Source organism: Pseudomonas sp. CFBP 13711, from assembly GCF_014842265.1.
GTDB lineage: Bacteria > Pseudomonadota > Gammaproteobacteria > Pseudomonadales > Pseudomonadaceae > Aquipseudomonas.
The window spans coordinates 109,028-134,933 of the sequence record NZ_JACYVI010000015.1; the positions used below are offsets into that span (position 1 = coordinate 109,028).

General features: G+C 62.9%; 23 protein-coding genes and 1 pseudogene. 13 read left to right on the forward strand and 11 right to left on the reverse strand.

From position 1 onward, the window contains the following. Positions 1 to 80 precede the first annotated feature (80 nt). Entirely contained in the window at positions 81 to 863 is a 783-nt protein-coding gene (locus tag IFT47_RS23275) for an exodeoxyribonuclease III (protein WP_192174309.1), read from the forward strand. Positions 864 to 1,088: 225 nt separating this feature from the next. On the opposite strand, the gene IFT47_RS23280 is transcribed toward IFT47_RS23275, so the two are convergent. From IFT47_RS23280 to IFT47_RS28305, 3 genes and pseudogenes are all read right to left on the reverse strand, one after another. After that, complete coding sequence (locus IFT47_RS23280) at positions 1,089 to 2,333, reverse strand: D-mannose isomerase (protein WP_192174310.1); 1,245 nt, start codon at positions 2,331 to 2,333, stop codon at positions 1,089 to 1,091. A 286-nt stretch (positions 2,334 to 2,619) separates the two neighbouring features. Further along, the gene (locus tag IFT47_RS28300) at positions 2,620 to 3,483 is read right to left on the reverse strand and encodes a methyl-accepting chemotaxis protein (RefSeq protein ID WP_407073257.1); all 864 of its coding nucleotides are present in this window, start codon (positions 3,481 to 3,483) and stop codon (positions 2,620 to 2,622) included. Next, positions 3,478 to 4,245 (reverse strand): annotated as a pseudogene (locus tag IFT47_RS28305) (MCP four helix bundle domain-containing protein); the annotation flags it as partial. The gene IFT47_RS28300 and the pseudogene IFT47_RS28305, both read right to left, overlap by 6 nt. A 191-nt stretch (positions 4,246 to 4,436) precedes the next feature. On the opposite strand from IFT47_RS28305, the gene IFT47_RS23290 reads away from it, so the two are divergent. From IFT47_RS23290 to IFT47_RS23300, 3 genes are all read left to right on the forward strand, one after another. Beyond that, positions 4,437 to 4,925, forward strand: coding sequence for a GFA family protein (locus tag IFT47_RS23290; protein WP_192174312.1), 489 nt, complete (start codon positions 4,437 to 4,439; stop codon positions 4,923 to 4,925). Positions 4,926 to 5,090: 165 nt separating this feature from the next. After that, positions 5,091 to 6,638: an FAD-dependent oxidoreductase gene (locus tag IFT47_RS23295; RefSeq protein WP_192174313.1), complete on the forward strand. Its 1,548-nt coding sequence runs from the start codon at positions 5,091 to 5,093 to the stop codon at positions 6,636 to 6,638. A 46-nt stretch (positions 6,639 to 6,684) separates the two neighbouring features. Further along, positions 6,685 to 6,840, forward strand: coding sequence for a hypothetical protein (locus tag IFT47_RS23300; protein WP_192174314.1), 156 nt, complete (start codon positions 6,685 to 6,687; stop codon positions 6,838 to 6,840). 10 nt (positions 6,841 to 6,850) lie between these two features. Here the strand turns inward: IFT47_RS23300 and IFT47_RS23305 are convergent, their stop codons facing one another. Next, positions 6,851 to 7,948 carry an MBL fold metallo-hydrolase gene (locus IFT47_RS23305; protein WP_192174315.1) on the reverse strand — a complete coding sequence of 366 codons (1,098 nt, stop codon included), beginning with the start codon at positions 7,946 to 7,948 and terminating at the stop codon, positions 6,851 to 6,853. Between the two features lie 257 nt (positions 7,949 to 8,205). On the opposite strand from IFT47_RS23305, the gene IFT47_RS23310 reads away from it, so the two are divergent. Then, entirely contained in the window at positions 8,206 to 8,835 is a 630-nt protein-coding gene (locus IFT47_RS23310; RefSeq protein ID WP_192174316.1) for a TetR/AcrR family transcriptional regulator, read from the forward strand. A gap of 8 nt (positions 8,836 to 8,843) precedes the next feature. Here IFT47_RS23310 and IFT47_RS23315 read toward each other — a convergent pair whose 3' ends face one another. After that, complete coding sequence (locus IFT47_RS23315; RefSeq protein ID WP_192174317.1) at positions 8,844 to 9,524, reverse strand: DJ-1/PfpI family protein; 681 nt, start codon at positions 9,522 to 9,524, stop codon at positions 8,844 to 8,846. Between the two features lie 160 nt (positions 9,525 to 9,684). On the opposite strand from IFT47_RS23315, the gene IFT47_RS23320 reads away from it, so the two are divergent. The 4 genes from IFT47_RS23320 (at position 9,685) to IFT47_RS23335 (ending at position 15,211) form a co-directional block, all read left to right on the forward strand. Next, positions 9,685 to 10,668 carry a GlxA family transcriptional regulator gene (locus IFT47_RS23320; protein ID WP_192174318.1) on the forward strand — a complete coding sequence of 328 codons (984 nt, stop codon included), beginning with the start codon at positions 9,685 to 9,687 and terminating at the stop codon, positions 10,666 to 10,668. Between the two features lie 870 nt (positions 10,669 to 11,538). Beyond that, a complete protein-coding gene (locus tag IFT47_RS23325) occupies positions 11,539 to 12,888 on the forward strand; it encodes a GntT/GntP/DsdX family permease (protein ID WP_192174319.1) in 1,350 nt (449 codons plus the stop codon). Then, positions 12,889 to 13,749 (forward strand): SIS domain-containing protein, encoded by an 861-nt coding sequence (locus tag IFT47_RS23330; protein ID WP_192174320.1) that lies wholly within the window; start codon positions 12,889 to 12,891, stop codon positions 13,747 to 13,749. It abuts the gene before it with no gap. Positions 13,750 to 13,753: 4 nt separating this feature from the next. Further along, positions 13,754 to 15,211, forward strand: coding sequence for an N-acyl-D-amino-acid deacylase family protein (locus IFT47_RS23335; RefSeq protein WP_192174321.1), 1,458 nt, complete (start codon positions 13,754 to 13,756; stop codon positions 15,209 to 15,211). A 126-nt stretch (positions 15,212 to 15,337) separates the two neighbouring features. Here IFT47_RS23335 and fahA read toward each other — a convergent pair whose 3' ends face one another. Together fahA and hmgA are read right to left on the reverse strand one after the other, a co-directional pair. Further along, the gene (gene fahA / locus IFT47_RS23340; protein ID WP_192174322.1) at positions 15,338 to 16,636 is read right to left on the reverse strand and encodes a fumarylacetoacetase; all 1,299 of its coding nucleotides are present in this window, start codon (positions 16,634 to 16,636) and stop codon (positions 15,338 to 15,340) included. Further along, entirely contained in the window at positions 16,633 to 17,949 is a 1,317-nt protein-coding gene (gene hmgA / locus IFT47_RS23345; protein WP_192174323.1) for a homogentisate 1,2-dioxygenase, read from the reverse strand. Before hmgA ends, fahA begins: the two co-directional genes overlap by 4 nt. Positions 17,950 to 18,057: 108 nt before the next feature. On the opposite strand from hmgA, the gene IFT47_RS23350 reads away from it, so the two are divergent. Then, positions 18,058 to 18,852 (forward strand): IclR family transcriptional regulator, encoded by a 795-nt coding sequence (locus IFT47_RS23350; protein WP_192174324.1) that lies wholly within the window; start codon positions 18,058 to 18,060, stop codon positions 18,850 to 18,852. 130 nt (positions 18,853 to 18,982) lie between these two features. Here the strand turns inward: IFT47_RS23350 and hppD are convergent, their stop codons facing one another. From hppD to IFT47_RS23370, 4 genes are all read right to left on the reverse strand, one after another. Then, positions 18,983 to 20,059, reverse strand: coding sequence for a 4-hydroxyphenylpyruvate dioxygenase (gene hppD, locus IFT47_RS23355; RefSeq protein ID WP_192174325.1), 1,077 nt, complete (start codon positions 20,057 to 20,059; stop codon positions 18,983 to 18,985). A gap of 142 nt (positions 20,060 to 20,201) precedes the next feature. Further along, on the reverse strand, positions 20,202 to 20,834 hold the full coding sequence (maiA, locus tag IFT47_RS23360; protein WP_192174326.1) for a maleylacetoacetate isomerase: 633 nt from the start codon (positions 20,832 to 20,834) through the stop codon (positions 20,202 to 20,204). 136 nt (positions 20,835 to 20,970) lie between these two features. Next, positions 20,971 to 21,756 (reverse strand): transcriptional regulator GlcC, encoded by a 786-nt coding sequence (glcC, locus tag IFT47_RS23365; protein ID WP_192174327.1) that lies wholly within the window; start codon positions 21,754 to 21,756, stop codon positions 20,971 to 20,973. A gap of 38 nt (positions 21,757 to 21,794) precedes the next feature. Further along, positions 21,795 to 21,998: a hypothetical protein gene (locus IFT47_RS23370; RefSeq protein WP_192174328.1), complete on the reverse strand. Its 204-nt coding sequence runs from the start codon at positions 21,996 to 21,998 to the stop codon at positions 21,795 to 21,797. Positions 21,999 to 22,042: 44 nt separating this feature from the next. On the opposite strand from IFT47_RS23370, the gene glcD reads away from it, so the two are divergent. The 3 genes from glcD to glcF are packed head-to-tail and all read left to right on the forward strand — an operon-like array spanning position 22,043 to position 25,866. Beyond that, positions 22,043 to 23,542, forward strand: a complete 1,500-nt coding sequence (gene glcD / locus IFT47_RS23375) for a glycolate oxidase subunit GlcD (protein WP_192174329.1) — start codon at positions 22,043 to 22,045, stop codon at positions 23,540 to 23,542. Beyond that, a complete protein-coding gene (gene glcE, locus IFT47_RS23380; RefSeq protein WP_192174330.1) occupies positions 23,542 to 24,639 on the forward strand; it encodes a glycolate oxidase subunit GlcE in 1,098 nt (365 codons plus the stop codon). The genes glcD and glcE overlap by 1 nt, the downstream gene beginning before the upstream one ends. Positions 24,640 to 24,642: 3 nt before the next feature. Then, positions 24,643 to 25,866 carry a glycolate oxidase subunit GlcF gene (glcF, locus tag IFT47_RS23385; RefSeq protein ID WP_192174331.1) on the forward strand — a complete coding sequence of 408 codons (1,224 nt, stop codon included), beginning with the start codon at positions 24,643 to 24,645 and terminating at the stop codon, positions 25,864 to 25,866. Positions 25,867 to 25,906 lie beyond the last annotated feature (40 nt).

Consider the following 25,906-nt stretch of genomic DNA (forward strand, 5'->3'; position numbering starts at 1 on the left):
AAGGCAGCGGCGCGCACGCCGATGGAATCTTCACCGATCCGGCGACCTCCAACGCTGCACACTCATTGGAGGCGAACGCCATGGCCACGCTGAAAATCGCCACGTTCAACATCAACGGCATCCGCGCGCGTTTGCCCATTCTGTTGCAGTGGCTGGAAAAGGAAGCGCCCGACATCGTCTGCCTGCAGGAACTGAAAGCGGCCGACACGGCCTTCCCCGCCGACGATATCCGCAATGCCGGCTACGGTGTGATCTGGCAGGGCGAGCCGTCGTGGAACGGCGTGGCGATCCTGTCCCGGGACAGAGAGCCGCTGGAAATTCGTCGGGGTTTGCCGGGCAATGAAAAGGACAAGCACAGCCGCTATCTGGAGGCGGCCGTTCAGGGCGTGATCGTCGGCTGCCTGTACCTGCCCAACGGCAACCCGCAGCCGGGGCCGAAGTTCGACTACAAGCTGGACTGGTTCGAGCACTTCATCACGCACGCCGACTCGCTGTTCAAGAGCGAGCATCCGGTGGTGCTGGCCGGGGACTACAACGTCATCCCTACCGACAATGACATCTACAACACGCGTTCATGGCTGAAGGATGCCTTGCTGCAACCGGAAAGCCGCGCGTGCTTTGAGCGGTTGCTGGACCAGGGCTGGACCGACGCCCTGCGCGCGAAATTCCCGGACGAGCGGATTTACACGTTCTGGGATTATTTCCGCAACCACTGGAAAACCAACTCCGGCCTGCGCATTGACCACCTGCTGTTGAGCAAGGATCTGAAGCCCAAGCTGAAAAACGCGGGGGTGGACCGCTGGGTGAGGGACCTGCCCCACGCCAGTGACCATGCACCGACGTGGATTGAGTTGAAGGTGTGAGGTTGATGCGCGGCTCGCCAACCCATTGCCCTTAATCAACATGACCACACTGCCGATGTACCTGCTGAAAACGGGACTGTGGGAGTGAGCTTGCTCACGAAGGCGGCAGTTCAGGCGCTAAAGATATAGCGGATGTACTGGCCTCTTCGCGAGCAAGGTGGAGCGCCACCCCGGTCGCTCCTACACAGATCGCGTTGGCCTCGAGCCCGCGCAGGATCCCGCGGACTAGGCCCGGCTCGCCAACGCCGTTGCCAGACTTTGTTCCAGCGGCAACACCGGCAGCAGCGTCGCCTGATAGGCGTGGTACAGGTCCGGCTTGCCGGCCCAGATATCGGCGCTGGGTTTGTTTTCAGGGTTGAGCTCGTGGCGCCAGCTGCCGTTTTCGTAGTCGATGAACAGCGTCTCGCTGAATTCCCAGAACGTCCGGTACCAGTCTTCGTATTGCTGCTCGTGGGTGCGCTGCAGCAGTGCGGCAGAGGCAGCAGCCGCTTCGGCGTGGGTCCAGTGCAGGCGATGGCGGACCACCGGGCGGTTTTCCCAGTCGAGGGTGTAGACGATCCCGGGCGCGCCATCGACGTCCCAGCCATAGCGGCAGGCGTTTTCGAATAAACCGCGAGCGTCTTCCAGCAACCAGGCCGGCGTTTCCAGCCCGGCCTTGCGCCGCGCCGCTTCCAGGTGCAGCACCAGCCGCGCCCACTCGAAGGCGTGGCCGGGCGTCGTGCCGTAGGGGCGGAAACCGTCGTCGGGCTTGTCGACGTTGTAGTCGAGAATCGGCTGCCACTGCAGGGTGAAATGCTCGATCACTTGATGGTTGTTGCCAGCGGCGTGCTGATGAATGACCCGCTCGACGATGCTCAACGCCCGATCCAGCCAGCGCGCATCGCCGGTGACGTCGGCCAGGGCGAGAAACGCCTCGGTGCTGTGCATGTTGCTGTTGGCGCCGCGATAGCTTTCCTCGTTGCTCCAGTCGCGGTCGAAGGATTCACGCATGGCGCCTTCCTCCTCGCTCCAGAAATGCCCGGTGATCACCTGAATCGCTTGTTCCAGCAACGCCTGGGCGCCGGGGCGACGGGCGACGACTGCCGAGCTGGCGGCCAGGGCGACGAAGGCGTGCAGGTACGCGTTCTTGCCGGTGTCAGTGCTGTGTTCCAGGGGTGTGGCGAACCAGCCGCCGTGTTCGGCGTCACGCAACGGCCCGGCCAGCGCCGCAATGCCGTGATCGACCAGCGCGGCGCAACCGGGAATGCCGTTGATGTGGGCCATGGCGAAACTGTGGGTCATGCGTGCGGTGTTCATGGTTTCGGCCACGGCATCGGCGGGGAGCCGACCGAGGTCATCCAGATTGCCGAAGCCCTGGGGCAGCTTCGAGGCCTTGGCAAACGCCAGCAGCCGATTGCCCTCCTGCATCAGCCAGGCCGCGTGGCCCGGGGAGCGCAGCCAACTGCTGAAATCGCGATTCACGTCATCCATTGCCCTTCACCTATCTCGTCGGCAGGTTCGGCCCGCCAGGAATTATTAGTCGGGGCGAATCATGCAAGCCGAGGGCAGCGACAGGCAAGTGAATGAGGTGAAAGGCTGCCGTTCTTGGCCTGTTCCCGGCTAAAGCCGGTCCTACCAGGAAGGCGTCATCTGTCACACAGCAAAACCGAGGGTGCTCAAACCGGCCTCTTCCCGGCTAAAGCCGGTCCCACTAATACCGCATTACCCTGTGGGACCGGCTTTAGCCGGGAAGCCTTTGAGACGTTGAGAAGAACCATCAAACCCGAAAGCGCGTGACCACCTGATTCAACTCCGCCGCCAGCCGGGACAGTTCGTTACTCGACGCGCTGATCTGGTTGGCGCCGGACGACGATTGCATCGAAAGATCGCGGATGTTGACGATGTTGCGGTCCACTTCCCGCGCAACTTGCGCCTGCTCTTCGGCGGCGCTGGCGATGACCAGATTGCGTTCGGAAATCTCGTTGATCGACGTAGTGATGCGGTTCAGCGACTCGCCGGCACCCTGGGCCAACCCCAGTGTTTCGGTCGCCCGTGAGCGGCTGATCGACATCGACTCCACTGCTTCGGTGGAACCGCTGCGCATGGTCGTCACCATTTTGTCGATTTCCAGGGTCGACTGCTGGGTGCGGTGGGCCAGGGCGCGCACTTCATCAGCGACCACGGCGAACCCGCGTCCGGACTCACCGGCCCGTGCGGCTTCAATGGCGGCGTTCAGCGCCAGCAGGTTGGTCTGCTCGGCGATGGAGCGAATCACGTCCAGCACCTTGCCGATGTCCTTGGACTGATCGGCCAGGTTCTGCACCAGGTCCGAGGTGTGCTGTACGTTGCCGGACAGGGTCTGGATCGAATTGACCGTGTCGATGACCCGGCTCTGGCCGTCGCGGGCCGCCGTGTTCGATTCGCTCGACGCCTGGGACGTCGACACCGCGTTGCGCGCGACTTCCTCGACCGCCGAAGTCATCTCGTTCACCGCCGTGGCGGCCTGTTCAATTTCGGCGTTCTGCTGGTGCAGGCCGCGATGACTGTCTTCGGTCACCGAGTTCAGCTCGGTGGCGGCCGACGCCAGCTGGCTCGCCGAATTGCCGATCAGGCTCAGGGTCGAGCGCAGGTTGGTTTGCATCTGCTGCAACGCGCTCTGCAAGCGCGTCACTTCGTCATTGCCCTCGACGCGAATGTCATGGGTCAAATCGCCCTTGGCCACGTATTCGGCAGCATCAACCGCTTCCTGCAGCGGGCGAACGATGCTGCGGGTCAGCCACACCGCGAGCACCACGGTGGCCAGTGCTGCGATCAGCACGAACACCAGCACCACGTTTCGGGAGTTGCCGTATTGCGCTTCGGCGGCAGCGCCTTCGAGCTCGACCTGATGGGAGTAGAAATCACCCAGATCGCCCAATTGCGCGCCGGAGTTGTCGACGGCGGTTTTCATGTCCACCAGCAGCAGTTTGTTCAGCGCCTTGAAGTCACCGCTCTCGGCGAGCACAAAAGACTGGGTCAAACCGCGCTGATAATCGACCAGGGTCGCGCGGAATTTGCCGTACAACGCCTTCTCTTCCGGGGTGTCGATGAAGGTGTCGAGGCTGGCGAGTTTCTCGTCGAGGATCTTCGCGCGCGCGTCCATCTGACCTTTGTAGACGCTGAGATTTTTCGGATCGGTGTCAAGGGCAACCCGCAGCGAGATCGTGCGAATGCGCAGCATGGCTTCGCGGATGTCGTTGACCAGACGCATGCTCGGCATCCAGTTGCTTTCAACCGCCACCTCGCTCTGTCGGATCGTCGACATCTGGCTCAGGGCGAACCAGCCGAGCAGCGCGACCAACAGGGAAATCAGGGTAAACCCAAGGCCGGCGCGGCGGGCGATGGTCAGGTTGCGTAGGCTCATAAAGGGTGGCTCATTCTTGGAGGGGCGGGACGCAAAGTGGTCATATGACTACGGCTTATCGACGTTGCCGCAGGCTTCTTTAACCAACGGTCCGTGAATAATCCGAACGCCCGTTCGAGAAAACATCGAACCCCGCCCGCTTGAGCGGTCTAGACCCTTAAGCCCGACATCACATTCAAGCGGAGGTGAATATGCATCTGGAAGGCTCCTGCCATTGCGGCGCCGTCGAATTCAGCCTGACAAGCGCCCAGCCCTACCCTTATCAACGCTGCTACTGCTCGATCTGCCGCAAGACCCAGGGCGGTGGCGGCTACGCGATCAACCTGGGCGGCGATGCGAAAAGTCTCGACGTCAAAGGCAAGGACAACATCGCCATCTACCACGCGAAGATGCGCGACGATGAGGGTCACCAAGCCTGCATCAGCAGTGCCGAACGGCATTTCTGCAAACGGTGCGGCAGCGGGCTGTGGCTGTTCAGCCCCGAGTGGCCGGAGCTGATCCACCCGTTTGCGTCAGCCATCGACACGCCATTGCCGACCCCGCCGGAGCACACGCACTTGTTGCTGAACTCCAAGGCGCCCTGGGTGGAAGTGACCGCAGGACCGAATGACCAGCAGTTCGAGGAGTTTCCTGACGAGTCGATTGCCGACTGGCATGAGCGGCTCAAGTTGACGCAATAGCCAGACGCAGTGAAATGACCTCGGAGTTTGGGCGTTCCTCCGGCAGTTGAAGCGAACGGAGCGCCCGCCCAACCGACTACCCGATAATTCCCTGAACCTCTCCCCCGACGGCCGACTCCCAACTAAAAGCCCCCAAGTCCAATAAAAGCCCACAAGGAAGCGCACATGCCTCTGCATCGAGTCGCCCCTCTGACCGATATTCAGCAAGACCGCGGTCTCCAGATCGAGTTTGGCGAAACCAAGGCGCTGCTGGTTCTGCACGGCGACGAAGTCCGCGCGTTTCAAGCCTTCTGCCCCCATGCCGGCGCGCCACTGGCCGACGGCGCCATCTGCAACGGTCATCTGATCTGTCCCTGGCACAAGGCCGAATTCTCCATCGACGACGGCCATCTCTGCGAACCACCTGCGCTGGATGCCCTGACCCAATACCCCGTCCACGTCATCGATGGCCATGTGCATGTCGATGACCAGCCCATCACCGCCGACACGCCGACGCTGGCCGAGGACAGCCGCTGCTTTGTCATCATTGGCGCCGGTGCGGCGGGTACAGCGGCTGCCTGCGCGCTGAGGGAAAAAGGCTTCAACGGTCAATTACGGCTCATCGACAGAGAAGCCGCGGCCGGGTACGACCGCACAGCGCTGAGCAAATTTGTCTTGTCCGCCGAAATGGATACCGATGAGATCCCGGCTCTGCGCGACGACGGGTTCTACCTGAGCAATCGCATCGAACGGGTGCACGGCGAAGTGATGAAACTGGACATCGTCAACAAGCGGGTCACCCTGGCGGACGGGCGCCGCTTTGACTACGACGCGGCGCTGGTCACCACCGGTGGCGAGCCCCGCGCGTTGACTCTAGAGGGCGCGGACCTGCCGCAAGTCCTGACCCTGCGCAGCCGCGATGACGCCAGCCAAATTCTCGCGGCGGTCCACCCCGGTAGCCATGCGCTGATCGTCGGCGACAGTTTTATCGGGCTGGAAGCGGCGTCGGCGTTGCGCACACAAGGTGTGAACGTGACGATTCTGGCCCGTCATGAGGTGCCGTTTGCCGGTCAGCTGGGGGAGCGCATCGGCAAAGCCCTGCGGGCGCTGCATGAGCAGCACGGCGTGCTGTTCCGCACCCACGTGGACGTCAGCCGTTTCGAGGGTGTTGAACGAGATGGGCAGCAGCAGCTGCAGACGGCGGTGCTCAGCAATGGCGAACGACTGCAGGTGGATCTCGCGTTGGTCGGCGTCGGCGTGAGCCCGGTGACGCATTTCATCGACGGCCTTCAACTGGAGGACGATGGCTCACTGGCGGTCGACGACGGCATGCGCGCGGGCAAGGATCTGTGGGCGGCCGGCGATATCGCCACCTTTCCCCTCAACCATCAGCCCCGGCGCATCGAGCACTGGCGCCTGGCCCAACAACAGGCACGCATTGCGGCGGGCAACATGCTCGGCGAGGACCTGCGATACACCGATGTGCCGTACTTCTGGACCTACCATTTTGAGAAGCGTCTGGATTACCTCGGCCACGCCGACGACTGGGACGACATCGTCTACTTGGGCGAGCCGGAACGTTTCGATTTCCTGGCGCTCATCTGCAAACAGGGCGTTGTCGCGGCGGTGGTCAGCTGTGAGCGGGAACGGCCCATGGCGATGCTCGCCGAACGCATGAAACGACCGCTGTTCAAAGACGAAGCGCTGATGCGGATCAACCAGATCGACCATTGAGCACGTGCTGCAAATCTGCCATTCACCCTGCACACCGGAGGGCGCCATGCCTGATAAAGAGTCCAATCGCGAAGACCTCGACCACAAGCCTGAAAACGCAGGCAAGGTCGGTGAGGAACACAAACAAGCCAATCAGAGCGGTGAACAACAGCGACCGCCGGAAACGGAGCATCCGGCAGATTCCACTGACGCCAAACCCTGAAACAGCCGGCTTAGCCGCGACTGGTGACCTGCTGGCGATCGTCCCGCCGTTTCGAGCAGCGGTCGGTCGCAGGCTCGGCAGCCTTGTCCACTTTCAGCCACCACGCCTCGCCTCGGCTGGGGTACTGAACGTAAAACGGCTGGCCCATTTCCGGCGTGGTGATGGAAATGCTGCGGTCCCACGCCAGCGCGAGAATCCGGTCGAACGGCTCGTGCCAGGCGTGCATCGCCAGGTCGAAGGTGCCGTTGTGGATCGGCAGCAGCCACTTGCCGCGCAGGTCGATGTGCGCCTGTAGCGTCTCTTCGGGCTGCATGTGCACGTCCGGCCAGTCTTCGTTGTACGCGCCGGTCTCCATCAGGGTCAGGTCGAACGGGCCGTACTGCTCGCCGATCAGCTTGAAACCGGCGTGATAGCCGGTGTCACCGCTGAAAAAGATGCGCTGCTCGCCATCAAGCATCACCCACGATGCCCACAGGGTCTGATTGCCGTCACGCAGCGTACGGCCCGAGAAGTGCTGCGCCGGGGTCGCCACAAAGCGAATGCCATGAATCTCCGTCGACTGCCACCAGTTCAACTGTTGGACCTTGGCGGCCGGCACGCCCCACTCGATCAGCGTGTCCCCTACCCCCAGCGGCGTAATGAAATGCTCGGCCTTGTCCTTGAGCACCTGAATGGTCATGTGATCGAGGTGGTCGTAGTGGTTGTGGGAGAGGATCACGGCCTTGAGCGGCGGCAGGTCTTCGAGGCGGATCGGCGGCTGATGGAAGCGCTGCGGACCGGCCCATTGCACCGGCGAGGCACGCTCGGCAAATACGGGGTCGGTCAGGAAGTATTCACCGCGCAGTTTCAGCAGCACCGTGGAGTGGCCCAGCCGGTAGACCGTGTTGTCGGGCGCCGCGAACAGTTGCTGGCGCGACAGCGGCTGAACCGGGATCTCCCCGGCCGGGCGGGTGTGGTGGGGTTTATTGAACAGGGCGTTCCAGAAGATGCGCAGGGTTTTGCCCACGCTCGAGCGCGCCATCGGCTTGTGATTGAAATAGCGACCTTCACGCCGAGTCAGGACGGGCAGCGCAGGATTTGAATCAAGATTTTTTTCGATCGAGGCCATGAGGGTGCTGACTCCATGAAACGGGTGAAGGTGGCGTTGCGGGAGCTGCAAGCTGCAAGCTGCAAGCTGCAAGCTGCAAGAGCATGCTGTACGCCGTAAGCTTGCGACTTGAAGCTTACAGCTTGAAGCTCTTGGCTGCCTCTACACTACACAGTGTAGTTTCAAGCTTGCACGATGAGCAAAGAGAAGTAAACTGCCCGGTGTAATTTTCTTGTCGGGCGGTTGAGTCGTCCGCGCCACCTCACAGAAGCGAATCCATGACTGCCCCACTGCGACTGACCGACCGTAAACGCGAAGCCATTGTTCAGGCGGCGATAGCCGAGTTCCGCGACAACGGTTTCGAGGTCACGAGCATGGACCGGATTGCCGCCCGGGCCGAGGTCTCCAAGCGCACGGTCTACAACCACTTCCCCAGCAAGGAAGAACTGTTCTCCGAAATGCTCCATCGCCTGTGGTCCTCCGCCGCGACGCAGACCGATGCAGTGTACAAACCCGGCGTGCCCCTGCGCGATCAACTGCGCGAATTACTCGACGCGAAGATGAAAACCCTCGGTGACAGCAACTTCATCGACCTGGCCCGTGTGGCCATCGGCGCGACCATTCACTCTCCCGACCGTGCGCAGATCTGGGTTAGCCGACTCAATCAACGGGAAGAAACCTTCACCGTCTGGGTGCGCGGCGCCCAGCAGGACGGACGCCTCAAGGCCGTCGAGCCGGTGTTCGCCGCGTCGCAGATCCATGCGTTGCTCAAGGCCTTCGCCTTCTGGCCGCAAGTCACCCTCAACGAGCCCCTGCTCGCGCCGGATAAGCAGCGCGAAGTGGTCGAGTCGGCGCTGGACCTGTTCCTCTGCTGGTATGAAATCCCGCTCAATAAATCTCCGATCTAATCCCGCCGTTAATCCATGGCCGCCGTGACGCGCTCGACAATCTGCCGACGCGCCAGCAAACCCTGCATGGCGCGATCGGTGGCGACGGCAAGGATATTCGCCGGTGCGGTGTCCGGTCGGCCGGAATCGTAGGGCGGTGCCGGCGCGTACTCCAATTGCAGCTGAATGGTCCGGGCGGTATCCGCGTCAAACACTTCGCTGATCAGCGTCAGCGCAAAATCGATACCCGCCGTCACGCCGCCGCCGGTCATCAGGTTGCCGTCGCGCACCACGCGCTCGTGCACCGGAATCGCACCGAACTGCTCCAGCAATGAATGGGACGCCCAGTGGGTGGTGGCGCGGCGGCCTTTCAACAGCCCTGCCGCGCCGAGCACCAGCGCGCCGGTGCAGACGGAAGTCACGTACTGCGCCGTGGCCGCCTGATGCTGGATGAAGGCCAGGGTTTCGGGGTCTTCCATCAATGCATCAACCCCTACCCCGCCCGGCACGCAGATCACGTCCAGGTCTATGCAGTCGGCGAAGGTCGCGGTCGGCACCAGGGTCAGGCCGGTGCTGGACTGCAGCGGCTCAAGGTTTTTCCAGACCAGATGCACGACCACGCCGGGCATGGTGGCGAAAACATCGTAGGGACCGGTGAGGTCCAGTTGCTGGACTTTGGGGAATACCAGCAGGCCGATATGCAGGGTCATGGTGTGTTTCCTTGTACTGAAAGTGATTCATCTGACGGTATGAAGTGACGCGGCCGATGGGGCTCGGCCAGCGACTGGACGAAACCACTGTAGCGAGCTAGCCTCTGGCGGATACGCCATAAAGCCGACAATTCACGCCAATCTTCACAGTGAGAGCGCCATGCCCCATCAGCCCAGGCCGGTTCACGTTCTGGCCTTTCCCAACGTTCAGTTACTCGACGTCACCGGACCGCTGCAGGTGTTTGCCTCGGCCAACGTCATGGCCCAGGAAGCCGAGCTGAACAAAATCCCATACCGGCCGGAGGTCATCGCTCGCGAACCCGGCAGCGTGGTCTCCTCCGCCGGGCTCGGGCTGCTTACCCACCCGCTGCCGTCCACGGCTTCGGATACCCTGATCATCGCCGGGGGCGGCGGCGTGCATACGGCGCTGCTGGATCCGGTTCTGGTGGACTGGGTGCGAACGCAATCCGCCAGTGCCCGGCGAGTGGCGTCGGTGTGTACCGGCGCATTTTTACTGGCGGCGGCGGGCGTGCTGGACGGCCATCGGGTGGTCACCCACTGGGACAGTTGCGACGAACTGGCGCGGCGTTTTCCGCAACTGCGCGTCGACCCGGACCCGATCTTCATCAACGAGAACACACTGTGGACGTCCGCCGGGGTGACCGCGGGTATTGATCTGGCCCTGGCGATGGTCGAGGCGGATCTGGGCCGGGACATCGCCCTGGCCGTGGCGCGGGATCTGGTGGTGTTTCTCAAGCGCCCGGGTGGGCAGTCGCAGTTCAGCACGGCGCTGTCGATGCAGCACCAGACCCGTGATCAAGGCAGCCGGTTTGGCGACCTGCACGCCTGGATTCTCGACAATCTGGCCAGTGACCTGTCGGTTGCCACACTGGCGGCGCAGGTGGGCATGAGCGAGCGCAGTTTCGTCCGCCACTACCGCGCCCACACCGGGAATACACCGGCGCGGGCCATCGAGCAATTGCGCGTGGAAGCGGCGCGGCGCCTGCTGGGGGACAGCGCGCTGCCAATCAAGCGCATCGCCGACCGCTGCGGTTTTGGTACGGAAGAAACGTTGCGGCGCAGCTTCATGCGTGCGGTATCAGTGACGCCCCAGGCGTATCGTGAGCGGTTCACTGCGGCATGAAGCGGCCGCGAAGGCTGACTGTCCTTCCCCAGAGAAAGGGGCTGGCTGTCCTGGCCCCTTCGCGAGCAAGCTCACTCCTACGAATTCACTGCATCGACCGGGCAATCGAGGTCGCGCACAGAGACCTGTAGGAGTGAGCTTGCTCGCGAAGGCTGACTGTCCTTCCCCAGAGAAAATGGCTGGCTGTCCTGGCCCCTTCGCGAGCAAGCTCACTCCCACGAGTCTCGGCATGGTTCGAAATCTCAAGTCACCCACGATCCTGTGGGAGCGAGCTTGCTCGCGAATGCTGACTGTCCTTCCCCAGAGAAAGTGGCTGGCTGTCCTGGCCCCTTCGCGAGCAAGCTCACTCCTACAAATTTGACTGCATCGACCGGGCAATCAAGGTCGCGCACAGAGACCTGTAGGAGTGAGCTTGCTCGCGAAGAGGGCCGTTCAGCCAATGAATTTTCTTCGCTGGATAAACCGCATTCGCCAGCAAGGTGGAACGCCACCCCGGTCACTCCCACAAGTCCAACCAACCGGCCGAAATCCTGAGCCAACCCCCGCTCCCACAAATGGATGGGTCGCAAAGCAAAACATCGGAGCGAAATTAATTTTCATGAATTGATCTTTTTATCCTGCTTCGTGTAATTTACTTTCCATCACGAAATCAGAGATAACAATAATGACTGCCTGTGATCGTCCCGCCCCTGCTCTTCTTTCGCCGTTCATGGCGCTTGCAACACCCACTGCCGAGATCGTTTTCACCGCCTGGCTGCGCACCGGTTAACGCCATTGCGCGGGTGAGTCCTGCTCTGTTGTAGCTCGACAGGCTCAGCCCCGCCGCCGCCCAAGCCCTGACCCCCTCATTCTCAGCAAGGAATCCGTTGCATGCCTCCGTCAACCGGCCTGTCTCTGTTGGTCTATGCCGCCGTCGCGATCATCGCCCTGATCGTGCTCATCGCGCGCTTTCGTCTCAATCCGTTCATCGTCATCACCCTGGTGTCCGTCGGCCTCGCGCTGGTCGCCGGCATGCCGGCCAATGCCGTCGTCGCGTCCTATGAGGGCGGCGTCGGCAAGACGCTGGGGCACATCGCACTGGTCGTGGCGCTGGGCACCATGCTCGGCAAAATGATGGCCGAGTCCGGCGGTGCCGAGCAGGTGGCGCGCACCTTGATCGACCGCTTCGGCGAACGCAACGCGCACTGGGCGATGGTCTGCATCGCGTTTCTGGTGGGGCTGCCGCTGTTCTTCGAAGTGGGTTTCGTGCTGCTGGTGCCGATCGCGTTCACCGTTGCGCGTCGGGTCGGCGTGTCGATTCTGATGGTCGGCCTGCCGATGGTCGCCGGCCTGTCAGTGGTCCACGCCCTGGTGCCGCCGCACCCCGCCGCAATGCTGGCGGTGCAGGCCTATCAGGCGTCGGTGGGCCAGACCCTGTTTTACGCCATCCTCATCGGCATCCCCACCGCGATCATTGCCGGCCCGATCTACGCGCGCTTCATCGTGCCGCACATTCGTTTGCCCGATGAAAACCCGCTCGCCAAACAATTTCTCGACCGTGAACCCCGCGCCCAGCTGCCGAGCTTCGGCATCACCATGGCGACCATTCTGTTGCCGGTGGTGCTCATGCTGCTGGGTGGCTGGGCCAACCTGATTTCCACGCCGGGCAGCGGCTTCAACAGCTTTCTGCTGTTCATCGGCAACTCGGTGATCGCGCTGCTGCTGGCCACGTTGCTAAGCTTCTGGACGTTGGGCATTGCCCAAGGGTTCTCCCGCGATTCGATCCTGAAATTCACCCAGGAATGCCTGGCGCCAACGGCCAGTATTACGCTGCTAGTGGGCGCGGGTGGTGGTCTGAACCGGATTTTGGTCGACAGCGGCGTGACCAACGAGATCGTCGGCCTGGCGCAGGACTGGCATCTGTCGCCGCTGCTGATGGGCTGGCTGTTCGCCGCATTGATGCGCGTCGCCACCGGGTCGGCCACCGTGGCAATGACCACGGCGTCCGGCATCGTGGCACCCGTAGCGCTGGGCCTGGGTTATCCCCATCCAGAGCTGCTGGTGCTGGCGACCGGCGCCGGCTCGGTGATTTTTTCCCACGTCAACGACGGTGGGTTCTGGCTGATCAAGGAGTACTTCAACATGACCGTGACACAGACCTTCAAAACCTGGACGGTGCTGGAGACGCTGATTTCGATGATCGCTTTCGTCCTGACCCTCGGGCTGGCGCAGGTGATCTGAGTGGACATTCTTTACCAGATCCGCGCCCGTCAGGAGTCGTTCAGCGCCGGCGAAGGCCGCATCGCCAGACTGGTGCTCAGCGACGTGGCGTTTGCCGCCAGCGCCAGCCTCGACGACCTCGCCGCCCGCGCCGAAGTCAGCAGCGCCACGCTATCGCGTTTCGCCCGCACGGTGGGCTGCAAGGACCTGCGCGACCTGCGCCTGCAACTGGCCCAGGCCAGCGCCGTGGGCAACCGCTTCCTCACCCCGGAGCAGGCGCCGGAGCAGTCGGCGTTTTTCACCCAGATCGTCGGCGACATCGAGTCCACCCTGCGTCAGCACCTGGCCGGTTTCGATGAATCACGCTTCCAGGCGGCGGTGGCCCTGCTCGCGCCGGCCCGGATGATTCACAGCTTCGGCATGGGCGGCGCGTCCAGCCTGTGCAGCGAAGAACTGCAGACCCGGCTGGTGCGCCTCGGCTACCCGATTGCCGCCAGCCGCGACCCGGTGATGATGCGCCTGATCGCCGCGACCCTGGGTCCCGAGCACAGCGTGATCGTCTGCTCGCTGAGCGGGCGCACCCCTGAACTGCTCGACGCAGTGGATCTCGCTCGCAGCTATGGCGCGAAAATTCTCGCCATTACCCTGCCCGACTCCCCGCTGGCGGAGCGGGCGGATGTCCTGCTGCCGCTGCAGATCGCCGAAACCAATTTCATCTACAAACCCACGGCCGCGCGCTACGGCATGCTGCTGACCATCGACGTGCTGGCCACCGAACTGGCGCTGACCGCGCCCGACGCCAACCGCGAAAGGCTGCGACGGATCAAGCTCGCGCTGGATGACTACCGCGGCGGCGACGACGGCCTGCCCCTTGGAGACTGACCCCATGCTTTACGACCTGATCATTCGCGACGCGCTGGTGATCGACGGTAGCGATACGCCCGGCTACCGCGCCGACGTGGCCCTCCGCGACGGCCGCATCCAGCGCATCGGCGACCTCCACGACGTCTCCGCCCGCGAGGAGATCAACGCCGCCGGCCGCGTGCTGGCGCCGGGTTTCATCGATGTGCACACCCACGACGACACAGTGGTGATTCGTCAGCCAGCGATGCTGCCAAAGATTACCCAGGGCGTGACCACGGTGATTGTCGGCAACTGCGGCATCAGCGCCTCACCCGTTTCGCTGGCGGGCGATCCGCCGGATCCGATGAACCTGCTGGGCCCCGCCGCTGCATTCGTTTATCCGCGCTTCAGCGACTACCGCAACGCAGTGGACGCGGCGCGGCCGGCGGTCAACGTCGCGGCGCTGATCGGCCACACCGCGCTGCGCAGCAATCACATGGATGATCTTTTTCGAACGGCGCGCGCTGATGAAATCAGCGCCATGCGCGGGCAATTGCGCGACAGCCTGGCGGATGGCGCGCTGGGCCTGTCCACCGGTCTGGCCTATGCCTCGGCTTTCTCGGCCGAAACCGACGAAGTGAAACAGCTGGCCGAGGAGCTCACAGCATTCGGCGCGGTGTACACGACGCACCTGCGCAGCGAGTTCGAACCGGTGCTGGAGGCCATGGACGAGGCGTTCGAGATCGGCCGTCACGCCAAATCGCCGGTGGTGATTTCCCACATGAAATGCGCGGGCGCAGGCAACTGGGGCCGCAGTCCGCAGCTGCTGGCGTCCCTGGAAAATGCCGCCCTGACCCACCCGGTGGGCTGCGATTGCTACCCCTATGCGGCCAGTTCTTCGACGCTGGATTTGAAACAGGTCACCGATGCGTTTCCGATTACCATCACTTGGTCGACGCCGCACCCGGAACAGGGCGGCCGCGAGTTGAAAGACATTGCCGCCGACTGGGAGCTTTCACTGGGGGACGCCGCCCGAAAACTGCAGCCGGCCGGCGCCGTGTATTACGGGATGGATGAGAATGACGTGCAGCGGATCATGAAGCACCCGCTGTCGATGATCGGTTCTGACGGGCTGCCGGAAGATCCGTTTCCGCACCCGCGCCTGTGGGGTGCATTTCCCCGGGTGCTCGGGCATTTCAGTCGGGATCTGGGGCTGTTTCCGCTGCACACCGCCGTGCACAAGATGACCGGCCTGACCGCCACACGCTTCGGGCTGCATGATCGTGGCTTCGTGCGCGAAGGGTATTGCGCGGACCTGGTGCTGTTCAACGCCGACACCGTGCGCGATGTCGCGGATTTCAAAGAGCCAAAGCGCGCGGCCGAGGGGATCGATGCGGTCTGGGTGAACGGGCATTTGAGTTACGCGGAAGGCAAACCGCAGGGGGAGCGGCAAGGGAGGTTCTTGCCGCGCAGTGGATCTCTGGTGGGTGGGTTTGGTTAATTTCTGTAGGACTGGCTTTAAACGGGAAGACGTAAGCGGCCATAGCTCAAAATTGATGGCGCACACACTGGCCTATTCCCGGCTGAAGCCGGTCCCACTAAAAACATGCGGTCTGTAGGACTGGGTTCAGCCAACCACCACCCCACGGCACTCGCCAAAGCCGATACTCACTTCGTCCTCCTTGCGGCAGCGCGCTTTGAGGATCACCTCATCGCCGGCCTCCAGAAAGGTTCGCGTCTCGCCGTTGGGCAATTCTACGGCGCGCTTACCGCCTTCGGTCATTTCCAGCAGGCTGCCGAGTTGGCCGGGCTGCGGGCCTGACAAGGTGCCGGTGCCGAACAGATCCCCCGCCTGCAGCTTGCAGCCGTTGACGCTGTGGTGGGCCACCATCTGCGCGACGGTCCAGTACATATTTAGCGTGTTGCTGAGGGACAGACGCTGGGGCGCGACGCCCTGCTCTCTCATCTGCGCGGTGAGCAGCAGCACTTCCAGCTCGATGTCCAGCGCGCCGCCGGCCTGATCCTGCTCATCGAACAGATAAGGCATCGGCTGCGGGTCACCCTCGGGGCGCGCCGGTTGAGCCGCGCGAAACGGCGCAAGGGCTTCGGCCGTGACCACCCACGGCGAAATGCTCGTGGCAAAACTCTTCGACAGAAACGGCCCCAGCGGCTGGTACTCCCAGGCTTGCAGGTCGCGAGCCGACCAGTCGTTGAGCAGACAGAAACCGGCGATGTGCTCGCCCGCCTTGCTGATGGCGACAGGCTCGCCCGCCTCGTTGCCCTGCCCGATCCATACGCCCACTTCCAGTTCGTAATCCAGGCGCTTGCTCGGCCCGAAATCCGGCGTCTCGGCACCCGGTTTCAAGGTCTGCCCGCTGGGGCGCCTGACCGGCATCCCGGACACACCCAGGGTCGACGCACGCCCGTGATAAGCGATGGGCACGTATTTGTAGTTCGGCAGCAGCGGGTTGTCCGGGCGGAACAGCTTGCCGACGTTCATCGCGTGATGAATGCCGACGTAGAAATCGGTGTAGTCGCCGACCTGTGCCGGCATGTGCATCTGGCAGTCAGCCATTGGCACCAGCAGACGGTCGCCCATGGCCTGCAAGCGCTCACGCTGCAGGGTTCTTTCGTCGAGCAGGTGCAGCAATTCATGGCGCAGCGCCTGCCGCGACGAACCGCCCAGGGCGAAAAAGTCGTTCAGTTGCCCGCGGCTGGCGGCCTCCACGGCCACGCGCGCGGCGCCGTTGAACAGGCTGGCCTCGAGGGCCGTTTGCAGGTCAAGAATGAAATCCCCGATGGCAACGCCGCCGCGCTTGCCGAAACCGGGGCGGCTGAACACGCCCAGGGGCAGGTTTTGCAGGGGGAAATCGGGATGGTCGTTGGCGCTGGCAACCCAACTGCGCGGGTGGTGTGAAGTGCTCATCGTTGGCTGTCCGTGTCGAAAGGCTTGAACGTTCTGGCGATGCCATCCCAGCAGGCATCGTAGTCGCTTTGCAACTGTGGGCATTCCAGCGCGTGGTAGCTGGGGCGCAGGACTTTGCCGGTCTCGAACATGAACGCCATGGTCTTCTCGATCTTGTGCGGCGTGAGTTCGGCGGCGATGGCTTTCTCGGCGCTGGCGTTGTCCGGGCCATGAGCGCTCATGCAGTTGTGCAGCGACGCGCCGCCGGGCATGAAACCTGCGGCCTTGGCGTCGTAGGCGCCGTCGATCAGGCCCATGAATTCGTTCATCAGGTTGCGGTGGAACCACGGCGGCCGGAAGGTGTTTTCCGCCACCATCCAGCGCGGCGGGAAGATCACGAAATCGACGTTCGCCTGACCGTCGACAGCACTCGGAGACGTCAGCACAGTAAAGATCGACGGATCGGGGTGGTCGTAACTCACCGTGCCCATGGTGTTGAACAGGCGCAGGTCGTATTTGTACGGGACGTTGTTGCCGTGCCACGCAACGACGTCGAAGGGGGAATGACCGAGCGTGGTCGCCCACAGTTCGCCGAGGAATTTCTGCACCAGCACGGTGGGCTGCACGCTGTCTTCAAAATGCGCGTGGGGCACCTGAAAATCCCGCGGATTGGCCAGGCCGTTGCTGCCAATGGGCCCGAGGTCAGGCAGGCGCAAGGCGCAGCCGTGGTTCTCGCAGATGTAGCCCCGCGCTGTGCCGTCGAGCAGCTCGACGCTGAATTTCAAACCACGGGGGAGCACGGCGATTTCCTGCGGCTCAAGGTCGAGCAGGCCCAGTTCGGTGGTGATGCGCAGCCGGCCCTGCTGGGGGACGATCAGCCACTCGCCGTCGGCGTTGAAGAACGCGCGCTGCATGGAGCGGTTGGCGGTGTAGACGTAAATGCTCACGCCCTCGGCCTGTTCGGCAGACGAGGTGCTGGCCAGCGCGTGCAGGCCATCGATGAAGTCGGTCGGCTCGGCGGGAATGTCGAAGGCATTCCAGCGCAGGCGATTGGGTGTCACGGGGCCTTGCTGTTGACCCGTGATCTGGCGCTCAAGGCGCTGAAAGCGGGGGTGCGCGGCGGACGGTTGAATGCGGTAGAGCCAGGTTCGTCGGGCTTCAGCGCGGGGGACGGTGAACGCGGTCCCGGAAAATTGCTCGGCGTACAGGCCCAGCGGGTGACGTTGCGGCGAGTTCTGCCCGTGGGGCAAACCGCCCGGCATCGCCTCGCTGCTGAATTGATTGCCGAAGCCGCGCTGGTAGCGCAAGGGCTCGGACCGGGGTGTTGTCGACATGACGACCTCTTATTGTTTTTATCGTAAGCGTGTTACGCATAACGTAATTTGAGTTTGAGGAAGGGTCAAGCTATAAAGCAGCCTTTCCAGACCGGGGGCCTCCCTTCCATGACCGACGATTCCACCCCCGCCACTGCGCCGCGCCAGCAGAAAGTCCAGTCGGCTGAAGTCGGCGTCGGCATCCTCAAGGCGTTGGCCGAACTGGCGCCCGCCACATCGTTGTCGAAGCTCGCCGAATACGTCGGCATGCCCGCGAGCAAGGTGCATCGCTACCTGCAGGCGCTGGTGGACAGCGGATTTGCCGAGCAGGACCCGGCCAGCAATCACTACCGTCTGGGGCGCTCGGCCTTGCAGGTCGGCCTGGCGGCGCTGAGCCAGCTGGATGTGCTGAAGACGTCCGCGCCGGCATTGATCGCGCTGCGCGACGAACTCAACGAAACCTGCTTTCTGGCGGTGTGGGGCAATAAAGGCCCGACAGTCGTGTATGTCGAACAGTCGCTGGGGGCGGTCACCCTGGTCACGCAGATCGGCTCGGTGTTGCCGCTGCTCAGTTCGTCCACCGGGCTGGTGTTCGAGACCTTTCTGTCGCCGACCGAAACCGCGGCGCTGAGAGAGGCGGAATCGGCCACGTTGAACGCAGCGCAGATGAAGGAGATTGATCGGCACGTGCGAGAGATCCGCAGCACCGGGGTGCATCAGATTCATGGCTTGTTGATGGCCGGCGTCAACGCGGTGTCGTCGCCGGTGTTTGCCATGGGCAACAAGCTGGTGGGCGTGGTGACAGTGGTGGGTTCAGCGTCGGTGTTTACCGATCAGCGCCAGGCCCTCGCCGCGCAAAAACTGCTGCAGAAGGCCCAGGCGATCAGCGCGCGGATGGGTGGGGAAATGTCGCAGGATCAGTAGCACCGCTCGCATCGAGTAGGACCGGCTTTAGCCGGGAAGGCGTCGGCAGCCACACCACACAACTGATGGTGTTCAAACTGCCCTCTTCCCGGCTGAAGCCGGTCCCACTAACAGCGCGCGTGCACCTACTTCAATCCACCGCCAACACCCCGCGTCGCACTTGATCGCGCTCGATCGATTCAAACAACGCCTTGAAATTGCCTTCACCGAAGCCATCGTCGCCCTTGCGCTGGATGAATTCGAAGAACACCGGCCCCATCAGGGTTTCCGAGAAGATCTGCAGCAGCAGGCGCTTGTTTCCGCCGTCGGAATTGCCGTCCAGCAGAATCCCCCGCGCCTTCAGCTCGTGCTCCGGTTCGCCATGGTTAGGCAGCCGGCCTTCGAGCATTTCGTAATAGGTGTCCGGCGGCGGGGTCATGAAGCGCATGCCCAGCGCCTTGAGCCGGTCCCAGGTGTCGATGAGGTTTTCGGTGAAGAACGCGACGTGCTGAATGCCTTCGCCGTTGAACTTCATCAAAAATTCTTCGATCTGCCCGGCGCCCTTGGACGATTCCTCGTTCAGCGGGATGCGGATCATGCCGTCCGGCGCGGTCATCGCTTTCGAGGTCAGGCCGGTGTACTCGCCCTTGATGTCGAAATAGCGCAGCTCGCGGAAGTTGAACAACTTCTCGTAGAAGTTCGCCCAATAGGCCATCCGCCCGCGATAGACGTTGTGGGTCAGGTGATCGATGAATTGCAGGCCGGCGCCCTTGGGATGGCGGTCGACGCCTTCGAGGTACACGAAGTCGATGTCGTAGATCGAGGTGCCTTCACCGAAACGGTCGATCAGGTACAACGGCGCGCCGCCAATGCCCTTGATCGCGGGCAGGCGCAGTTCCATGGGCCCGGTGCCGATCTCGACAGGCTGGGCGCCCAGTTCCAGCGCGCGTTTGTAGGCCAGTTGCGAATCCTTGACCCGGAAGGCCATGCCGCACACCGAAGGACCGTGCTCCGCAGCGAAGTAGGACGCTTCACTGTTGGGCTCGTTGTTGAGGATGATGTTGATCGCGCCCTGGCGGTACAGCGACACGTTCTTCGAGCGGTGTTGGGCGACTTTGGTGAAGCCCATGATCTGGAACACAGGCTCCAGCACATTAGGGGTGGGCGAGGCGAATTCAATGAATTCAAAGCCCATCAGGCCCATCGGGTTTTCGTAGAGATCAGTCACGGTCTTGCTCCTGCTAAATAGTGAGAGGCACAGCGGCTCGGATCACGATTCAGCGGGTGGCGCGCAGGAAATCCCCCGCACGCTGCGGGCGAGGAAGTCGCCGAAGATCAGTTGCAGACCGAAGCTTTTCATGTGGGAAAGATTACTCCGGCTTGTCCGATTGCGCATCGGGATGGGCGGACTGAAACGCTGGATGCTGCAACGCCAGCCCTTCGACCCGGCAAATTCGCGGGTACGGGCTCATGTCGACGTTGAAGCGCCGCGCCGCATACACCTGGGGCAGCAGGTACACATCGGCCAGGCCAACCGCGCCGAAACAAAATCCAGTATCGCCAATCAGGGCTTCCACGGCGGCGAAGCCTTGGTTGATCCAGTGGCCGATCCACGCCGTCACATCGCCTTCGTCATGGCCCATGCCGCGCAAACGATTGAGCACCGCGACGTTGTGCAGCGGATGAATGTCGCAACCGATCAGGGCGGCGACTTGCCGATGGCGCGCGCGGTCGAGCAGCGCGTCGGGGAGCAATGCAGGTTCCGGGGAGAATTCTTCGAGGTATTCGATGATCGCCATGGACTGGATGATCACTTCACCGTCGTCCAGCTTCAGGGCAGGAACCCGGCCCTGAGGATTGATCGCCAAGTAGTCGGGCTGGTGATGCTCGCCTCCGTCGCGGATCAGGTTGACGGGGATTGCGTCGAACGCGAGACCTTTCAGGGCCAGGGCAATGCGCACCCGGTAGCTCGAGGTCGATCGATAGTAGGTGAAAAGATCCACGGGAATGGCCTGTTATTGTTGTTTTGGTTTTTCACTACGGCGTAAGCGGCTTACGCAATGCGTAAACTGCGGCAATGGGTGAGGTCTGTCAAGCGAAGGTCCTATCAAGCGGAACTGCAGGCAAAGCTCCGGTGACTCAAGCCCAACCCTCCAGCCGCAACGTGGCGCGCACCAGCCGCTGCTCTTCGCTTTCGATCTCCCGCAGGTTGTCGCAGATGTTCTGGATGTGCGCCACAGCGGCCTTGCGCGCCTGCTCGGGCAATCGCCCGGTCACCGCGTTATAGAGCCGGGCGTGATGGCGGTCGATCTGCCGTTTTTGCGCGTCGCGGTGATAGAGGTTGTTGACCGAGGCGAATACCGTGTTCAGCAGCAGATCCGTCAACGAACGCAAGGTCTGCACCAGCACCGGGTTGTGGGACGCCTCGCAGATGGCCAGGTGAAACGCATGGTCGAGCCGTGCGTGTTCGGACGCCGCCAACGGGTGGTCATGGCCGGCAACCAAAGCGTCGTAGGCCCGGGTGATCAGAACAAAATCCGCGTCGGTGCCGCGCAGCGCCGCCAGCCGCGCGGACTCGCCTTCCAGCAGGCTGCGCACTTCAAACAGGTCGTACAGCGTGCGCGGCTGGGAAGCGAACAAGTGCATCAGCGGTGAATTGGCGGTCAGCCCCAGCCCGCCCATTTGCGCGACGAACGAGCCCTTGCCCTGACGGGTTTCGATGATGCCCCTGGCGCGCAGCAACTGCAGCCCTTCGCGCAGCGCAGTGCGCGACACCCCCAGCTTTTCGGTCAGTCGCCGTTCGGAAGGCAACAGCTGACCGACCTTGAGCACCCCGTCGACGATCAGCCGCTCGATGCGCTCGCTGACGACATCGGCGACCTGCTGCGGGCGTTTGGTGTGGGACTGGGCCTGAGTGATTTCCATGGGTCGGACCTGCTTCGTTGCGTTGGATGAGTGGGCGTTTATTGCTTGCCCTCACTGGTATGACCATGGACGGCGGTAAAAACCACAAGAATTGGCGTGAGATCTATCTCACTGATAAACAAGTCTTTTAGTTGTTTATTTGATTCAGCCCTATCACGAAACTGGTTCGACCACTGCTCCACCCGGTAGACACTAAGCCCGGCTGAGCCAATGATGCAAGCCAGCCATTCACGTTCCGCCACGGAACGGGCCTCCAATAAAAACAAGACAGGGTTGCGAACCCATCATGAATATCCTGTACGACGAACGCGTCGACGGCGTGCTGCCGGTCATCGACAAACAACAGCTGCTCCAAGCGCTGCAATCCCGCCTGCCTGATCTGGACATCCTCCACCGCGAGGAAGAACTGCGCCCCTACGAATGCGACGGCCTCTCCGCCTACCGTACGACGCCGATGCTGGTGGTGCTGCCCCAGCGCATCGAGCAGGTGCAGACGCTGCTGAAGGTCTGCCACGAACGCGGCGTGCCGGTGGTGGCGCGGGGTGCCGGGACCGGACTGTCCGGCGGCGCCCTGCCCCTGGAAAAAGGCGTGCTGCTGGTGATGGCGCGCTTCAACAAAATCCTCCACATCGACCCCGCCGGGCGTTACGCCCGCGTGCAACCCGGTGTGCGCAACCTGGCCATTTCCCAGGCCGCAGCGCCTTACGACCTTTATTACGCGCCAGACCCCTCCTCGCAAATTGCCTGTTCCATCGGCGGCAACGTCGCGGAGAACGCTGGCGGCGTGCATTGCCTGAAATACGGCCTGACCGTGCACAACCTGCTCAAGGTCGACATCCTCACGGTCGAGGGCGAGCACATGGTGTTGGGCTCCGACGCACTGGACGCGCCAGGCTTCGATCTGTTGGCGCTGTTTACCGGATCCGAAGGCATGCTCGGCGTGATCACAGAAGTGACGGTCAAACTATTGCCCAAACCGCAGGTGGCGAGGGTGTTGCTGGCCGCCTTCGACTCGGTGGAGAAAGCCGGTCGCGCGGTGGGTGACATCATCGCCGAAGGCATCATCCCCGGCGGCCTGGAAATGATGGACAACCTCGCCATTCGCGCCGCCGAGGACTTCATTCACGCCGGCTACCCGGTGGACGCAGAAGCCATTCTGTTGTGCGAACTCGATGGCGTGGAAGCCGAGGTGCACGCCGATTGCGACCGGGTTCGCGCGGTGCTGGAAAACGCCGGGGCGACCGAAATTCGCCAGGCAAAAGACGAGGCCGAACGCGTGCGTTTCTGGGCCGGGCGCAAGAACGCCTTCCCGGCAGTCGGTCGGCTGTCGCCGGATTACTACTGCATGGACGGCACCATTCCGCGTCGGGAATTGCCCGGCGTGCTGGAGGGTATTTCCGCGCTGTCGGAAGAATACGGCCTGCGCGTCGCCAACGTTTTCCACGCCGGCGACGGCAACATGCACCCGCTGATCCTATTCGATGCCAATCAACCGGGTGAGCTCGACCGCGCCGAAGCGCTGGGCGGGAAGATTCTGGAGCTGTGCGTGAAAGTCGGCGGCAGCATCACCGGCGAGCACGGCGTGGGCCGCGAGAAGATCAATCAGATGTGTGCGCAATTCAACAGTGACGAGCTGACGTTGTTTCACGCCGTAAAAGCCGCGTTCGACCCGGCCGGCACCCTCAACCCCGGCAAGAACATCCCGACCCTGCACCGCTGCGCCGAGTTCGGCGCCATGCACGTGCACATGGGCAAGCTGCCCTTCCCTGAACTGGAGCGTTTCTGATGGATGCCCAACGTCAGCCAGCCTTTGTGGCCCAGGACCGCGACGCCAGCGACGCACTGCTGGAACAGGTCAATCAGGCGATTCAGTCCGCCCTGCCGCTGCGGATTCAAGGCGCCAACAGCAAGGCATTCCTTGGTCGCGAGGTGGCGGGTGAAGTGCTGGATACGCGCAGCCACAGGGGCATCGTCACTTACGACCCGACCGAACTGGTGATCACCGCCCGCGCCGGCACGCCGTTGTCGGTGCTGAACGCCGCGCTGGAGGGAGCCGGTCAGATGCTGCCCTGCGAGCCGCCCAGCTACAGCGATGGCGGCGCAGGCGATGGCACCGTCGGCGGGATGGTCGCGGCAGGCTTGTCCGGGCCACGCCGGCCATGGTCAGGCTCGGTGCGTGACTTCGTGCTGGGCACGCGGGTGATCACCGGCCTGGGCAAGCACTTGCGCTTCGGCGGCGAGGTGATGAAAAACGTTGCCGGCTACGACCTGTCGCGCCTTATGGCCGGGAGTTTTGGTTGCCTGGGCCTGATCACCGAAGTCTCGTTGAAAGTCCTGCCCAAGCCGCGACTGTGCACCAGCATTGCGCTGGAGATCGACAGCGCCACCGCCCTCGCCCGCCTGGCGCAGTGGGGTCAGGAGCCCCTGCCGATCAGCGCCGCCAGCCACGACGGCCGCGTGCTGCGTTTGCGTCTTGAAGGCGGCGAAGGTTCGGTCGCGGCGGCCCATGACCGCCTGGGCGGCGAATCCATCGACCCGGCTTACTGGCGCGAATTGAACGAACACCGTCTGGATTTCTTCACCGATGGCCGTCCGTTGTGGCGCCTGTCATTGCCTGTCAGCACCGCTGAGCTGGACCTGCCGGGGGAGCAATTGATCGACTGGGCCGGTGCGCAACGCTGGCTCAAATCCGACGCCAGCGGCAGCGAGATTCGTCGCATCGTCAGCGCCGCAGGCGGCCACGCCACCTGCTACAGCCACGGTCTCGACGACAGCCCGTTTCAGCCGTTGGCCACGCCGTTGCTGCGCTACCACCGCCAGCTCAAGGCACAACTCGATCCGCACGGAATTTTCAATCCGGGCCGAATGTACGCGGAGATCTGAACCATGCAGACGACCCTGAGCGAACACGCTAGAAGCCTGCCCCGTGGCGAAGAAGCGGAAAGCATTCTGCGCAGCTGCGTGCACTGCGGTTTCTGCAACGCCACCTGCCCGACCTATCAGTTGCTCGGCGACGAGCTGGATGGGCCACGTGGGCGCATCTACCTGATCAAGCAAGTGCTGGAAGGCAAGGAAGTCACCGAAAAAACCCAGCTGCACCTGGACCGCTGCCTGTCCTGCCGCAATTGTGAGACCACCTGCCCTTCCGGGGTCGATTACCACAACCTGCTGGACATTGGCCGCGAGGTGGTCGACGCCGCCGTGCCGCGCCCACTGGGCCAACGGTTGCTGCGCGACAGCATGCGCGCCGTGGTCCCCAATGCCGGTCTGTTCAAGTCGCTGACCCAGCTGGGCAACTCCTTCAGGCCGCTGCTGCCGGTTGCGCTGAAGACCAAGCTGCCCGGCAACATTCGTCCCGCCAAGGCTCGGCCGACCCGGCAGCACGCGCGGCAGATGTTGATTCTCGAAGGCTGCGTGCAACCCGGTTTGTCGCCCAACACCAACGCCGCCACGGCGCGAGTGCTGGATCGACTGGGCATCAGCGTCACCTCCATCGCCCAGGCCGGTTGCTGCGGCGCTGTGGATTACCACTTGAATGCGCAGGAACAAGGCCTGCAGCGGGCGCGGCGGAACATCGATGCGTGGTGGCCCAGCATTCAGGCCGGTGCCGAGGCCATTGTGCAGACGGCCAGCGGCTGCGGCGCCTTCGTTAAAGACTACGGCCACCTGCTGCGCAACGACCCGGCTTACGCGCAAAAAGCGGCAGCCATCAGCGAACGCACCAGGGACCTGGTCGAAGTGCTGCGCGCCGAACCCCTGGAGCAGCTCGGTGGTTGCACGCGCCAGACCCTGGCCTTCCATTGCCCGTGTACGCTGCAGCACGCGCAGAAACTTGGCGGCGCCGTTGAGTCGGTGTTGACCCGACTGGGCTTCAATCTCACACCGGTGCCCGACAGTCACTTATGCTGCGGCTCGGCCGGCACCTATTCGATCACCCAGCCGGTGCTGGCGAAACAGCTGCGGGACAACAAGATGAACGCGCTGGAAAGCGGCAACCCGGACGTGATCGCGACGGCCAACATTGGCTGTCAGACCCATCTGGCCAGCGCCAACCGCACGCCGGTCAAACACTGGATCGAACTCATCGAGGACGCCCTGCCTCCAAGTTGATTGCAGGCGCACTGGCTCCGTATCAGACCGACACGCATGA